At 56.8% G+C, this 11,989-nt stretch carries 19 protein-coding genes; 10 read left to right on the top strand and 9 right to left on the bottom strand.

The window, feature by feature from the left end:
- Positions 1-11: 11 nt before the first annotated feature.
- Complete coding sequence (locus VA599_RS13525) at positions 12-1,124, bottom strand: methyl-accepting chemotaxis protein (RefSeq protein WP_346789023.1); 1,113 nt, start codon at positions 1,122-1,124, stop codon at positions 12-14.
- 396 nt (positions 1,125-1,520) lie between these two features.
- On the opposite strand from VA599_RS13525, the gene VA599_RS13520 reads away from it, so the two are divergent.
- Positions 1,521-1,862, top strand: coding sequence for a helix-turn-helix domain-containing protein (locus tag VA599_RS13520; protein ID WP_346789021.1), 342 nt, complete (start codon positions 1,521-1,523; stop codon positions 1,860-1,862).
- 9 nt (positions 1,863-1,871) lie between these two features.
- Here VA599_RS13520 and VA599_RS13515 read toward each other — a convergent pair whose 3' ends face one another.
- The 7 genes from VA599_RS13515 to VA599_RS13485 form a co-directional block, all read right to left on the bottom strand.
- Positions 1,872-2,183 carry a hypothetical protein gene (locus tag VA599_RS13515; RefSeq protein ID WP_346789020.1) on the bottom strand — a complete coding sequence of 104 codons (312 nt, stop codon included), beginning with the start codon at positions 2,181-2,183 and terminating at the stop codon, positions 1,872-1,874.
- 279 nt (positions 2,184-2,462) lie between these two features.
- Positions 2,463-2,822: a hypothetical protein gene (locus VA599_RS13510; protein ID WP_346789018.1), complete on the bottom strand. Its 360-nt coding sequence runs from the start codon at positions 2,820-2,822 to the stop codon at positions 2,463-2,465.
- Between the two features lie 45 nt (positions 2,823-2,867).
- The gene (locus VA599_RS13505; protein ID WP_346789016.1) at positions 2,868-3,158 is read right to left on the bottom strand and encodes a hypothetical protein; all 291 of its coding nucleotides are present in this window, start codon (positions 3,156-3,158) and stop codon (positions 2,868-2,870) included.
- Complete coding sequence (locus VA599_RS13500) at positions 3,155-3,910, bottom strand: P-loop NTPase family protein (protein ID WP_346789015.1); 756 nt, start codon at positions 3,908-3,910, stop codon at positions 3,155-3,157. Before VA599_RS13500 ends, VA599_RS13505 begins: the two co-directional genes overlap by 4 nt.
- Positions 3,911-3,914: 4 nt before the next feature.
- The gene (locus VA599_RS13495; RefSeq protein WP_346789013.1) at positions 3,915-4,289 is read right to left on the bottom strand and encodes a hypothetical protein; all 375 of its coding nucleotides are present in this window, start codon (positions 4,287-4,289) and stop codon (positions 3,915-3,917) included.
- Between the two features lie 111 nt (positions 4,290-4,400).
- Positions 4,401-4,580, bottom strand: a complete 180-nt coding sequence (locus VA599_RS13490; RefSeq protein WP_346789011.1) for a hypothetical protein — start codon at positions 4,578-4,580, stop codon at positions 4,401-4,403.
- Positions 4,577-4,795: a hypothetical protein gene (locus VA599_RS13485; RefSeq protein WP_346789009.1), complete on the bottom strand. Its 219-nt coding sequence runs from the start codon at positions 4,793-4,795 to the stop codon at positions 4,577-4,579. Before VA599_RS13485 ends, VA599_RS13490 begins: the two co-directional genes overlap by 4 nt.
- A 430-nt stretch (positions 4,796-5,225) precedes the next feature.
- Here VA599_RS13485 and VA599_RS13480 point away from each other — a divergent pair, with 430 nt between their 5' ends.
- Entirely contained in the window at positions 5,226-5,978 is a 753-nt protein-coding gene (locus VA599_RS13480; protein ID WP_221668859.1) for a helix-turn-helix transcriptional regulator, read from the top strand.
- Positions 5,979-6,094: 116 nt separating this feature from the next.
- Positions 6,095-6,268 carry a hypothetical protein gene (locus tag VA599_RS13475; protein WP_346789007.1) on the top strand — a complete coding sequence of 58 codons (174 nt, stop codon included), beginning with the start codon at positions 6,095-6,097 and terminating at the stop codon, positions 6,266-6,268.
- A 40-nt stretch (positions 6,269-6,308) separates the two neighbouring features.
- Here VA599_RS13475 and VA599_RS13470 read toward each other — a convergent pair whose 3' ends face one another.
- Positions 6,309-6,836, bottom strand: coding sequence for a helix-turn-helix domain-containing protein (locus VA599_RS13470; RefSeq protein ID WP_158677527.1), 528 nt, complete (start codon positions 6,834-6,836; stop codon positions 6,309-6,311).
- On the opposite strand from VA599_RS13470, the gene VA599_RS24180 reads away from it, so the two are divergent.
- The 7 genes from VA599_RS24180 (at position 6,817) to VA599_RS13440 (ending at position 11,982) form a co-directional block, all read left to right on the top strand.
- Complete coding sequence (locus tag VA599_RS24180) at positions 6,817-7,059, top strand: transcriptional regulator (RefSeq protein ID WP_104946430.1); 243 nt, start codon at positions 6,817-6,819, stop codon at positions 7,057-7,059. The two genes, VA599_RS13470 and VA599_RS24180, sit on opposite strands and share 20 nt — an antisense overlap.
- A gap of 125 nt (positions 7,060-7,184) precedes the next feature.
- Positions 7,185-7,763: a toxin YdaT family protein gene (locus tag VA599_RS13465; RefSeq protein WP_221668857.1), complete on the top strand. Its 579-nt coding sequence runs from the start codon at positions 7,185-7,187 to the stop codon at positions 7,761-7,763.
- A gap of 388 nt (positions 7,764-8,151) precedes the next feature.
- Positions 8,152-9,057 (top strand): hypothetical protein, encoded by a 906-nt coding sequence (locus VA599_RS13460; protein WP_346789005.1) that lies wholly within the window; start codon positions 8,152-8,154, stop codon positions 9,055-9,057.
- On the top strand, positions 9,041-9,805 hold the full coding sequence (locus tag VA599_RS13455) for an ATP-binding protein (protein WP_080762358.1): 765 nt from the start codon (positions 9,041-9,043) through the stop codon (positions 9,803-9,805). The genes VA599_RS13460 and VA599_RS13455 overlap by 17 nt, the downstream gene beginning before the upstream one ends.
- A gap of 92 nt (positions 9,806-9,897) precedes the next feature.
- Positions 9,898-10,419 (top strand): hypothetical protein, encoded by a 522-nt coding sequence (locus tag VA599_RS13450; protein ID WP_346789002.1) that lies wholly within the window; start codon positions 9,898-9,900, stop codon positions 10,417-10,419.
- Positions 10,420-10,583: 164 nt separating this feature from the next.
- Positions 10,584-11,000, top strand: coding sequence for an HNH endonuclease (locus VA599_RS13445; protein ID WP_346789000.1), 417 nt, complete (start codon positions 10,584-10,586; stop codon positions 10,998-11,000).
- A 154-nt stretch (positions 11,001-11,154) separates the two neighbouring features.
- On the top strand, positions 11,155-11,982 hold the full coding sequence (locus VA599_RS13440) for a hypothetical protein (protein ID WP_346788999.1): 828 nt from the start codon (positions 11,155-11,157) through the stop codon (positions 11,980-11,982).
- Positions 11,983-11,989: the final 7 nt, after the last annotated feature.

Genomic DNA, 11,989 nt, shown 5'->3' with positions numbered 1-11,989 from the left:
GGGTTTAGCGCTCACACCCGGAACCGCGACACCGAGTCGGTCAGCCGCTTGGCCAGCGCCTCCAGCTCTTCGGCAGCGCCCACGGTCTGGCGGATGTCGGCGTCGTTGGTGCGCGCCATGCCGGCGATGGCGTCGATGTTCTCGTTCACCGTCTGGCTGGTGCGGCGCTGCTGCTCTGTCACTTCCACGATCTGCCTGAGGCCGCTGCGCACCTCGGCCACCGACTGGTTGGCCGCGTCCAGCACGCCGGCCACGCTGTCGGTGGCGTGGCGGCTGGCCTCCAGCGATTGCAGGCCGGCGCTCACCGCCTGGCGCACCGCGTCGGTCTTGTCGTTCAGCGAGCCGGTGACGGCGTCGATCTCGCTGGCGGACTTGGCCGACTTTTCCGCCAGCTTGCGCACCTCGTCGGCCACCACGGCGAAGCCGCGGCCTTGCTCGCCGGCGCGGGCGGCTTCTATCGCCGCGTTCAGCGCCAGCAGATTGGTTTGCTCGGCGATTTCGCGCACCTGCTTGGTCATGTGGGTGATCACGGCGGTGGAGTTGACCAGCTCGCTCTCCGCCTGCGCCATCAGCTGCACCGCGCTTTCCGCCTGGCCCACCTCGCGCTGCAGCCGGTGCAGGCTTTGCCGGCCTTGTTCCGAGCGCTGCAGGCTCTCCTCTGCGCCGCTGCTGACGTGCTCGGCCTTGCCGGCGATCTCGCCGATGTGGGCGGCCAGCTGGTCCACCGCCTCGGCGGCGGCCTGCGACTGGCTGTTCTGGCGATGGGAGCTGGCGGCCAGTTGGCCGGCGCCGTCGGACAGGTTGCGCGCCGACTGAGCCACCGCGTCGGCGCTGTCGCTGACTTGGCGCACCAGGCCGGCCACGGTGCCCAGCATCTGGTTGAACAGGCGGGCAGTGACGCCGATCTCGTCCCGGCTGCGTTCCGGCAGGCGGCGGGTGAGGTCGCCTTCGCCCTTGGCCAGTTCGGCCAGGCCTTCGGACATCTCCCTCAGCGGGCGGGTGACGAAGCGGCGGATGAATAGATAGACCACCGCCAGCATCGGCAGCGAGGCGAACAGCGCGAACAGGATGCTTTGGGTGCGGAAGGCGTCGACGGACGCGTATGGTTTAGCTTGCGATGTCATTGGTAAACGCTGACGATGGTCAAAAAAATCCCCCAGCGCAAGGCCGGGGGCGAAGGGGTAGAACCGAATTTATGTTGAGGGAATGATGCGGCGTCCTTGGCAGAGCGTGCAGGGGATGCGTACAGCTTGATCCCCTTTGCAGATCGGGCAGTGTGTGGGATGTCGTTCCGTCAGAAATGGGAGGTTGCATGGCACAAGGCCCTTTCCTTTGCACTGCGGGCAGGTAATGAGTTGCATGGCTTCCTTTCCTGACTGCGGACTTATGACAAGTTGCATTGTCTAAGCTTATTCTGAAATTAACGTAATACATCAATAGTGAACATAACATGTCATTCCACTGGCGAGCAAGCTAAGGCAACGTTAAACATCATATGTAGATGCGAAACGTCAAAGAAAATGGGAACAACGCTTGCGGTTAGAGTCGGGACAAACATCGCGGAAGCCCGGAAGAGAGCCGGGCTGGCGCAAAAGGTAGTGGCTGAGCGCATTGGGATGGAAACAGAGTCTTTGTCGCGGATCGAGCGTGGTAATGCATCGCCTAGCCTGGCGACGCTTGACCGCTTGGCGGATGTTTTGGGTATCCCGCTGCAACAGCTGTTGAGCGGGGCTTCTGTCGGATTGTCGTCGTTGGCTGCAACGGTTCAAGCGGAAATGGAACCCCTTGACGACGTGGACCGCCTTTTCGTGGTGGATCAGGTTCGGACGCTATCTAGAAAGCTGGCAGAAAAATCAAAATAGAATTCTGTATCAGGCAGCTAGTTTTGAAGGTTTTCCGTCTTGAGTTGATTTTTTATCAATGGTTAGGAATTTTAGTCCGGGTGGGGATGTCTGGACCCGGATATGTCCTTCTCCTATTAGAAAGTTCTTGTAGCTAGAAATTGCTACATTCCACGCTTCCATTGCGACTTGATTCCCCATTTCAATTACATTCCCGTCTACGTCCACGATGGCTAGTTGTGCCGGTTTTCCCTCTGCAGTTTTAACGGTAAGGCCCTCAAATATTACGGCGCTCATGTCAGCCTTCTCAAGGCTTCCTATTTTAATGTTTCCGATGCACATTTTACTTTCCTTATATGATTAAGCTGTGATTGGGTTCGTTTCTAGTAGCCTATTCAGTCGGCTGCGAAGATTATGAATCGCGCGTTTCTCGCCTGTATTGTTTGGGATGCCTGTTCTTTTTCCACTCGGTAAGATCAGAACGGGATGTTTCCGCCCAGGTCGCAATTCGCCGCCTGCTGCGAGGATGGGAGCTATAAGTTTTTGTATTTCTTTTTTGCATTTCAGGACTGGATGTTGAGGAGTCGGCCAAAAAACAGCCCGCCGAGAGCGGGCTATTTGTTACGCTGCGTCTAAAAGGTTGCTAGGAAAGTTGAGTAGGCTGTCGCATATAACTAACACTGCCCATGGTTCACTGTGGATGTAAATATCACCTGTTTTTATTGAGCGGTGAACTGCAAGATTTCTCTTGGTGGCTAGTTCTTTTAATACGTCAAGCCGAATCCCTTCAGTTAGGGCCATTATACGAACATGTGGGCCGGCATTCGTTTGAAGGTGCGCGTCTATGTATTCAATTTTGGTAAGAGGTTGGCTTAAAATGTCTAGCAATAGCTCTTTCATTATATAAAAATGTTGTTGAATCTTGGGCATCGCTTTTTCTAGATTGCGGGCTTGTTCCTGAATGTTGTCTTGAATTTTCATTTAATAATTCCTATTAAATATTCCGGTGTGGTGCTGGCCATTGTTTTATTTTTTCCAGTACATTGAAGTTTTGCCATTTGCACTATGCTGGCGCTGTATGTGCAATGCGCCTATTGCCATTAGTTTGGCGATATCGCGCCTAGTCTGGTCGGCATGCTCGTTTTGGGTTTCCGCGTGAAGCTGGGGAAAGGTGTACCGCTGGCGCGATTCCATTGCGTCAAAAAGCATCAATTGCCTTTGAGTCATTTTGATGCGTAGTGGATTGGTGAAGCCGCAGGCCATCAGTTGCGACATCATCCCCTGCAGCGGAAGGACGCTATTTGGTCGGGCTATCATGCGACCAGTCCTTCCGGCAGTCCTTGCGTCAGGATTGGCTTAAGCTGCTGCAGGTAGTCGGCCCATACCATTTGCAGTCGGTGCTTAGGCATGCGTCCCCATTCCGGACTTGCCAGGGCTTCGGCAAAGGTCTGGCCTTTGATACTGAGTTCTGCAATATCACGGCCGGCCAGATCGGCATTTGGGCGGTGTAGCGTGACAATGCCGGCGATGCGATCACGGTTTTCGTGATAGACGCTGGAGTCCCGAAATCTGCGGCTGTCTCGTTCAACCGGGCCAAAGTGTTCGTTTTCCCAAACCACGACGGGGGCTGAAGTGCTGTGGAGTAGAGCCTCTAGGCCGTCTATGGTGTCGTCCATCGCTTGGCCGCCGACAAGTACGGTATGGATAAACACGCGGCGGCCTGCCGCGTTGAGTACGTCAATGGCGCCAGTCTCTGCCAGATAGCCCGTCGCAGGAATGAACGATGTCGCGCCGTTGTCGATGACTGAGGGGCCGTCATGCTCAAGCAACCATTCCACCATGGTGTCAAACTGACGGCTGTTAATTTGGTTATCCTGGTTCAGGATGTTCAGCCCCCGCGCTTGCAAGGCAGGGAAATGCATCAGGGTTTTGTTGACAGGATCGGTATCGATTCCCTGCGGACGGGTGCCAAAAATGGCCCAAATCGCTTGAGCGAGAAGGCTTGTGATGTGCGACTTGCCTACGCCGCCTTTGCCTTGAAGCGTAATGTGGGTGTCGTTGTATGTCATAGGTTCACCATTTTGTTTTTCTGTCTCTGAATTTCCCGTAGTCAAAGCGACCTGATCGGATTGAATGTGGCGTGGTCTTGGTGGCCGGCGTGGCTGCGATGGGCATACTGGCCGCGCTGGCCGGGGTGTTTGGGGTTGCTTGGGCATGGGGGGCTTTCTTGCCTTCCTCGCGGCGGCGTTCACGATAGAGCGCGTTCCGGAATTCAACGTGGCTCATGTGCAGGCCATCGGCCGCCAGTGCCTCGATGATTTGGGCGTGCCGGACTCCTCGTTCTATTGCTGCGTTTATCTGCGGTAACAGGGTGCGGAATCGAGCCGCTTTGCTCTCGCCTTTTCCTGCTAGAGCCGCAAGCAACTGGTTGGCGTCTGGTTTGCTCATGGGGGCTAACGAATGGCTCACATCCCGCTAACGGGGCGCTCACAACGCGCTAACAAATCGCTAACGGATGGTGATGCGTGCTAACGGAAGTGAGCGTAAAAAAACGGCTGGTTAATCCCAGCCGTTGGCGGTGTCGGCGCGCAGGTAGATCCGTTCTGCGCGGTCGTTGATTCGTTGTCTTGTGCGATTCTTGCGGGTGGCCATTTCTGGCGGTAGGCCCGGAGGAGCCAAGACGCGCAGCAGCTGTTCGCGTCGATGCATCTGCCGCACGATGTAATGGCGTAGGCTCATTCCATTTCGTCAATCGCTTGCGATAGCTCTGCAATGGCTTCATTGAGCCAAGAGAGCGAGGAATCCAGATTGTCGGCCATGGCTTCCAGCGATTGGCCGTTAGCGGATCGCAATTGGTTTTCCGGCATGTCGCTGATGGCCTTGCGGGCCTCGTTGAGCTTGGCTTGCAGCTGCTGTTGCAGCTGTTCAAGTTCTTGCTTGAAGGCTTGGTGCATTTTCCATTCTCCTTAGATTCGGCAGCGCATGGCTGCATCCGATAGCGTCCGATTAGGCGCTATCGGGTGCAGGCTTATGCCGGCCAGCGGTTCAGGGACGCGCACGTTGTTAATCGTGCGGCTGGCCGGCATAAGCTTGGTGCCCATGCCTGACTATGTCGGGTATGCGGTTACGGCATCGGTACGGATGCCGAGACGTTTTCATAGATTGTTAATGAGCGATCTACTCAAGGTAGGTATCTGCGCATTTTACAATCAAAAGTTAACATGTCAACTTAAAGTTAACAAAAGTAAACTATTTGATGGGGTGTTGAAAATGAAATCACATTTAAATTGTTATTATTCATTAACTTAGCATGGGTGGGCTGGTTGCTCCTTGCATCAAGCCCTATGCTTTGGAGGGATATCGTAGGTTGCAAGGTCTATGCGGATGACACCGGAAGTTGTTTCGATGTTGCGAGAGGTGACGCCTTTGGCCATGGCCCAGCTGGTGCCCTGGCAGCGGTCGCTGCTGGCAATGTCGGATCAGGATGATTTGAGGGCGTTTTTGCTTGGGCTGCAGTACAGCTTGCCTGGCTCGCCGCCCTTGCTGTTGGCCAGGATGTCGCGGGACATCCCGTCACGAACACCTATTTTGGCTATCGATTTGGGATGGCCAGGGCGCTGGCTGGATTTGTATCGGCGCCGCTCTTGGCATGAGGTCGATCCGGTGATCTTGGCTGGTGCGGGCCGGCCGATTGTTTGGTCTGACGAGTTGGTGCCGCAGGAAGGTGATAGTAGGCGGCTGCGTGATTTCAAATCAGCCTGCAAGCGAGCAGGGATGATGCATGGTCTGACCTATATTGCGGATCGTGATGAATGTAGGGTGATCATTTCCATGATCGGTGAGTCGGTCGAGCGCGAGGCTTACACGAGGCAGATGCTGTCTTTGTTGCTGCCGTCCCTGGCAGATGTTGCCGCCCGCGTATTGGCGCGGGATGCACGAATGGCTAAGTTTACGGATAGAGAAAGGGAGGTTTTCGACTTGCTGGTATGGGAGGGGCTAACGCAAAAGGAGGTGGCCAAGCGCCTGGACATTGGCCTGAGTACGGTAAAACTGTACCTGAGGAATATGAGAAAGTTACATGGAGTCAAGACCTTATCTCAGCTTGCGTATCGAGTTGCCGCTGTGGAAGGGAGTTAGAGAATCGTTGAAGTAAGTACAAACACGTAATTAGACGAAAGTCTAGTTTTGCTCGTTTGTTTGAACGCGTATAGTTCGCGCTGCATCTTCGAACTACCCAAAAAGCAGAAATAAAAATGCACAAAAATACGGAAAATACGGAATTCGTTGCTGAGGTACGAGTAAGAATTAAAAATGATGGCAGCATTCTTGTTGACGAGTGGGGCGATGCCTCGCGCGTGTGGGCCTTCATGCTCAGTTCGGCGTCTATGATGGCACAGCGTCGTCCCTTGCCTGCAAAAGCGGCATAGGGAATTACCCTGAATAGAAAAAGCGGCCTGTTGGCCGCTTTTATTTTTTCTTCTGCAAAGTGTCCGCCAAGCCTCTCAAAAAGTCCGCTAGTGCGTCGTCGCCCTGGGCGATTAGCCAACTGGCCAGTTCCCTCGGATCGGATATCGTGGTGGTCCGATCCGGAGGGGTGGCTGGTTCAGGCATCGGCTCATCGTGCTGGGTGATGGTGATGTTAGGGCTGGTCACGATGACATTTGACGTGAAATGCCCATATTCCAATTCCGCTGCTGAGACTCCCAAGAGGTCAGCTATCTTGTCAAGCTTTTCTGGGCGCGGGCGGGCTTCGCCTCTCATGTAGCGGTGCATCATCACGTGACTGACAGGAACTAGCTTGGCGAATGGTCGTGGGGTAACTCCACGGATTTGCATGAGCGCCGTGATGTTCCGGGACAAGAGGGTTTCGGTGTTTGTATCTTCTACCATAGGTCGAATGGTAGCGGGAATGTTGGGCGCGGTCATGCGTATTAAAAGTTGCCTTTTGTTAACTTTAAGTTGATAATCCCGCCCCATGAAAGAAACTACGCCCATTGACGCCGTTTTTGCCTTGCTGGATGGACCTTCCGCTGTCGGTCGTGCACTCGGTGTAACGCCGTGGGCGGTCTGCAAGTGGCGGGTCAAGGTTCCTGCAGGTCGCTGTATCGACTTGGAAAAACTGACTGACGGACGTGTTCGTTGCGAGTCCCTGCGGCCCGATATCGATTGGGCCTATCTGCGCGGGACCGCCCCATCTGCGGCCTCGACTCCAACTTAGATTACTCCTCGTTCCCTTGCTGTCAGCGGGAACGTTTGCCGGCTTGTCCGGCTTTTTTCTTGTGTGATGGCCGCTGGCTGCGGCCTCTGTAAATGACATTGGTAAATATGCTAGCTGGAATAAACATGAATTGCATGCGCCATGGTTCGCACAAAACGCCAATAGCAGTGATTCGGGATTACGTAGACCTTTGGCGCAAACAGGAAGGCTTGAGCCGTCAGGCAGCCGCCGCCCGGATCGTGGAAACCTATTTGTCCATGGACTACGGGCGCGTATGGCCCATTGATTTCATGGTGGAGGGTGACGCGTATCAGGTGCTAAAGGCCAATTCTGATCGGATATGGCGTTGGCTGGATGATCAGATGAAAGAAAAGAACCTGCTCAATTGCAATGCAATGCCGGTGGTGTTGATGACATTGCCGCTGAGCATCCGCTTGCAGTGCTTGACCGAGCTGCTAGCGCCGTTGGGCATGGTCCCGGCGCAGCTGCTAATGCATGAACCGGTTGGCAGCCATGCCGCATTGATGATGGAGGCCACGAAGGATACCGGATTGGGCCTGTCGGCGTTTGCCGCATTGGCCGAGGACATGACGCGTGAGCAGTTGACGAGGGCGAGGGCGGGCTTGTCTGAGGCGATCAGCGCTAGTGCCGAATTGCTGCGGTTTGTGGACTGCGCATTGGCCCAGCCCGTCGAAGGAAGGTAGCGCGCTGATGTCCGATTGGCTGCGCATGGAGTTGTACCGCCTGGCGTGGAAGGTATCCAAGGCCAAGCCGGAGGATAAGCCACGGCTGCGGCGTCGCCATATCGAGCTTTTGAAAAAATCCTTGGGGAGCCGGGATGGAGTGGGTGAGGGTAAGCGGTGATGTCGTCGCTGATGCCGCCTATGTGCTGAGTTTGCCGACCATACAGCTACGCGAACGCGAGTTGAGGCGCTTGGGCCGAGTCTATGGCGCTGGGCATCGTGAAAGCGTGAGCCGGGCGGCTAAAGAAAACTGGCCGGCGGCAGAGTCGAAATTGCCGCCGTTGCCGATGGAAAAACACAGTAACCCGCGACTTGCCGCGCTGGCGGCGGTTGGGGGGAAAGGGGGGCTATGAGAATTCTACTATCTGAACCGGAGCAGGCGACTTTGTTGGAATGCAGCCTGGAAGCATATCGGCTGTATGTGGCCGGCTTGCGGCCGTGCATGGACATGCAGACAGGCATTGTCGGCCGGGGGTATCCCGTCAGCCGTGCCGTGCTGGCGATCAACTGCCAGTATGTGCCGCCGCGTGGCAGTAAGCGGCCGGCCTGGCGGCCGTCGCATAAGCAGATTGACGCCTTGATTGAGGAGTTGATCCGGGTCGGGCTGGTCAAGCGTGCGGCCGCGGTGCAGGAAGTACAAAAGCTGGTGGTGAAACTGCCGTTGGCATTGGTACGTCCGCAGGAGGAACGGGACATGAAAGGGAAAGGCGGAAGGGGAGAGTTTGCAGCGCTGAAAGCCCTTGTCTGGAAACACATTCCCGGCCATTTGAGACCGACTGAACAGGATAGGAGCCGACAGGATGAACAGGACATATCGGAGAGTCAGGGAAATGAATATACATATCCCGCGCGTGAGGGAGAGGCCGCAGGACAGACAAGCCCAGCGGTGACACTGGCGATTGCCGCGCGTCGGCTGGGGGTGAAGGTCGGCGGTGCTGCCCATCCTGTCGTGCTGGCATGGGTGGATGCAGGGGTGACGGTTCCGAAGCTGCAGGAAGGCATCGCCCGATGCCGCGCTTACATTGCTGAGGGTGAGTCGATCCCGGTCAAATATCTTGCCAGCGTTTTGAAGTCGATGGACGAGGAGGAAAAACCGTCTGCAGGGCATGCCATACGCCGTGGGCTGCGAGTGGTGAAGGGTGGTCAGGCTGGACGGCCTGCGCCGGCTTGGTTAAGCCTGCCATCTGCGGAAGCGCATGAGGGGGCGGCTGTGATAGGGAACGTGAAGGGGGCCGCCGATGGATGGATTGAATAAGGCGCTGCGATATTTTGATGGTCTGGCGGTCTTGGGTCGCATGGTGCCGGCGATGGGTGTCTGTGCCGTGCATGGCGAGTTTGGAGCCGAGCTATTGCCGGGGCGGGAGCCGATTTGTCTGAAGTGCAGTCATGAGCGGGAAAGGGAACGAAGAATGCAGGAACGGCGCGAAATGTTGTTGCAGGGTTGTGGCATTCCGGGGCGGTATCGACAGGCGAAGTTTCGGGACTTGCAGCCAGTGTGTGAGGCGCAGGCGGCAGTCATTGAGGCATTTAAGGGCTGGGTGGCTTGGGTGGGGCGGGACCGCAACGCCGGCAACGTGGTGATAACCGGCGGGCCGGGAACGGGTAAAACCCATATGGCCAGCGCCGCGACCTTAAACCTGATTGGACATCGTGGCCTTGGGGTGCGCTATGTGACGGCGGACCAGATGCGGACAGAGATATGCGAGACCTGGGGGCGGCCTGGACGAAGCGAGCATGCGGAGCTTAGCCGCTTCGCGGCCTATCCGGTGCTGATCATTGATGAAGTGGAAATCTTGGACCCGAACGGGCATGGCCTGCGGTATTTGAATCGGGTGGTGGATAGCCGATCGGCGGAAGGGCTGCCAACGGTCTACATCAGCAACCAGACAAAGGACGGTCTGCGGGACATGATCGGCTATCGGGCCGTGAGCCGGATGTATGAAAACGCCCTGATTCTGCAATGCAGCTGGGGGGATTATCGGGACCGCCGCCTAGCTGGCTGAGCGCGCCTACATGGTAAAATTTCAAACTAAAACAAAGCCCGGCGCGGATCGGGCTAAGGGGTTTCCTCGCTGACAGATTTGGGGGAATCGTAATGGTTGTTGATGTTGTGGGTGCGGTACGTTGGGCGCTGGAACTGGTCGGGGCGGGTGGTTTGAAGGCTGCGCCATCCTTTGGCGAAGTGCGTGACGGGATGGTGTCGCGGGGGCCGGAATTGGCATTGATGAACGCACATGAACTTCATCGGGCATCGCTGATGATGGAGCAACGTTTCCATGTGGCACTGATGGCAAGGGTATTGAGCGGCAGCTTGCCGCACTTGGAAGGATCGTTCAAAGAGTTGACTGCCTATGTTGCTCATTATGGCCAAAAGGGAGGCTTGAACGCCTTGCGGTTTGGTCGGGAGGGGATAGCGTATTGGGTCCGTTACTGGTTGACCGGCATGGGGTCGTTTCGAGAGTTCGGCCGGGAGTTCGGGATCGATGGCCAGACAGCGGCAACCTTCTACCGGAGCCATATCAAAGTCTTGCTTGATGGCTGGCTATCGGCGGGCTGCGGCGCACTGGAGCCGATTGTATTGCGGCAGATGGAAGATGATGCGTTGCGTGTGGCTTGACGTGGGATAAATTCCGCAATAACATGCCGTCAACACCGCCAGAGGTGCGTCCAAAGCCCAAGTCCATGACTTGGGCTTTTTGCATTCCTGGCCTATGCTGAACTTTCCTGAAACTCACATTTGACGCCCCGGCCTATTGGTTGGGGCTTTTTTTTGGAGCTTTTATGCCTGTCGCGCCTTCCCGTCCCTGCCGCTACGCGATGCAGGGCTGTCGCCAGATGGCGGCGCCGGGCAACAGTTGTTGTCCGGAGCATGCGGCCAATGTTCGCCGGGCTGCAGATCAGCGGCGGATGTCGGATGAAACCGTGGCCAAGGTCCGGCGCTGGTATCGGCAACGCATCTGGTTCGCCCGGCGCGATGCTTGTCTGAAGGCGGCGCTCTATCGCTGCGCCACGGCGGGATGCGTGAACCGCGCGACCGACTGCGACCACATCCGGCCACATCGCGGCGACTGGTCGTTGTTCATCGAGTCGTCCAATCATCAGGCCCTGTGCCATTCCTGCCACTCGCGCAAGACCGCGAGGGAGGACGGCGGGTTCGGCAACCGGCGGCGCGAGGCCGGCCAGGGGGTAGGGGGGTGAAATCCTTCCGCCCGGCCGCCTGGCCAAGACCGCGTGCCTAACCGCGTTTTTCTCCACGCTGGATTTTCATAGGGGGGGGTCTAAATCCTCCCATCAAGCCCCGAAAGGGGCTTTTTTGTTTTCTAACGCGCTCAACTAACAGAAAGGCTCTGAAATGGCCGGGAAAGCCCCTTTGCGCGCGGGTTCCGGGGCCATGCCCAAACCGCCCGCCTTTTTGACTTCCAAGCGTTCCCGCGACGTTTGGAAATACACCATCAACGCGCTGGATAGCGCCGGTCTGGACTGGACATCCGCGCTGCTGCAGGTCGCCTTGCTGGCGGACAAAGTCGATGACTGGCGAACGCATGTCGAGGAGGTGGACCGCTACGGCCATCGTTACGACGAGGACGCCAACGGCGGTTCACTGGAAACCGATGAATCCCGCGCTGAACGGCGGGCGCGGGGAGAGGTGATGAAAGACCTGGATGAAGGCGGTTTGACGGTGATGTCCGCCGGCCAGGTGCGCGCCTTGGATCGGATGTTAACGGCGGACTTGTTCGCCGCCGATCCCTTCGCGGCGATGGATCAGCTGGACAACGGCAGCGTCAACCTTCCCCAAAAGCCGCCCTGGTCGATGACCAAGGCGGAAGCGCGAATCTGGCGCGAGATACAGCCGCTGCTGCAGGCGTCTGGATTCGACTATTCCACGGCGGGCATCGCGCTGGGCCTGATCTGCGCCGCTATTTCCGACTGGAAAGCCTGCAAACAGTGGATTTTGGACAATCGGGGCAAGATTTTCGCGGCAGCCAAAGAAACTGGCCGCCGCTATGAAGTCAGCGCCAGCTACAACCGGGCAAAGATCGCCAAACAGATGCGTGAACTGCTCAAACGAAATGGAATGACGGTGGCCTCATGCGCAAGAACCAAGGCGCTAAGCAAGGGCCGGGTAATCAGCGAGGACTTGGCCGAGCTGCTGGGGTACATCAACGACAGGCCGGATTGATTCCGGC

Source organism: Chromobacterium indicum, assembly GCF_039708975.1.
Lineage (GTDB): Bacteria > Pseudomonadota > Gammaproteobacteria > Burkholderiales > Chromobacteriaceae > Chromobacterium > Chromobacterium piscinae.
This window is presented reverse-complemented; position numbering and strand designations above follow the sequence as displayed.

Excerpts from the sequence above, each read along its gene's own strand:
- VA599_RS13525 (WP_346789023.1), bottom strand. The coding sequence starts at position 1,124 with ATGACATCGCAAGCTAAACCATACGCGTCCGTCGACGCCTTCCGCACC.
- VA599_RS13520 (WP_346789021.1), top strand. The coding sequence starts at position 1,521 with ATGGGAACAACGCTTGCGGTTAGAGTCGGGACAAACATCGCGGAAGCC.
- VA599_RS13515 (WP_346789020.1), bottom strand. The coding sequence starts at position 2,183 with ATGTGCATCGGAAACATTAAAATAGGAAGCCTTGAGAAGGCTGACATG.
- VA599_RS13510 (WP_346789018.1), bottom strand. The coding sequence starts at position 2,822 with ATGAAAATTCAAGACAACATTCAGGAACAAGCCCGCAATCTAGAAAAA.
- VA599_RS13505 (WP_346789016.1), bottom strand. The coding sequence starts at position 3,158 with ATGATAGCCCGACCAAATAGCGTCCTTCCGCTGCAGGGGATGATGTCG.
- VA599_RS13500 (WP_346789015.1), bottom strand. The coding sequence starts at position 3,910 with ATGACATACAACGACACCCACATTACGCTTCAAGGCAAAGGCGGCGTA.
- VA599_RS13495 (WP_346789013.1), bottom strand. The coding sequence starts at position 4,289 with ATGAGCAAACCAGACGCCAACCAGTTGCTTGCGGCTCTAGCAGGAAAA.
- VA599_RS13490 (WP_346789011.1), bottom strand. The coding sequence starts at position 4,580 with ATGAGCCTACGCCATTACATCGTGCGGCAGATGCATCGACGCGAACAG.
- VA599_RS13485 (WP_346789009.1), bottom strand. The coding sequence starts at position 4,795 with ATGCACCAAGCCTTCAAGCAAGAACTTGAACAGCTGCAACAGCAGCTG.
- VA599_RS13480 (WP_221668859.1), top strand. The coding sequence starts at position 5,226 with ATGACACCGGAAGTTGTTTCGATGTTGCGAGAGGTGACGCCTTTGGCC.
- VA599_RS13475 (WP_346789007.1), top strand. The coding sequence starts at position 6,095 with ATGCACAAAAATACGGAAAATACGGAATTCGTTGCTGAGGTACGAGTA.
- VA599_RS24180 (WP_104946430.1), top strand. The coding sequence starts at position 6,817 with ATGAAAGAAACTACGCCCATTGACGCCGTTTTTGCCTTGCTGGATGGA.
- VA599_RS13470 (WP_158677527.1), bottom strand. The coding sequence starts at position 6,836 with ATGGGCGTAGTTTCTTTCATGGGGCGGGATTATCAACTTAAAGTTAAC.
- VA599_RS13465 (WP_221668857.1), top strand. The coding sequence starts at position 7,185 with ATGAATTGCATGCGCCATGGTTCGCACAAAACGCCAATAGCAGTGATT.
- VA599_RS13460 (WP_346789005.1), top strand. The coding sequence starts at position 8,152 with ATGAGAATTCTACTATCTGAACCGGAGCAGGCGACTTTGTTGGAATGC.
- VA599_RS13455 (WP_080762358.1), top strand. The coding sequence starts at position 9,041 with ATGGATGGATTGAATAAGGCGCTGCGATATTTTGATGGTCTGGCGGTC.
- VA599_RS13450 (WP_346789002.1), top strand. The coding sequence starts at position 9,898 with ATGGTTGTTGATGTTGTGGGTGCGGTACGTTGGGCGCTGGAACTGGTC.
- VA599_RS13445 (WP_346789000.1), top strand. The coding sequence starts at position 10,584 with ATGCCTGTCGCGCCTTCCCGTCCCTGCCGCTACGCGATGCAGGGCTGT.
- VA599_RS13440 (WP_346788999.1), top strand. The coding sequence starts at position 11,155 with ATGGCCGGGAAAGCCCCTTTGCGCGCGGGTTCCGGGGCCATGCCCAAA.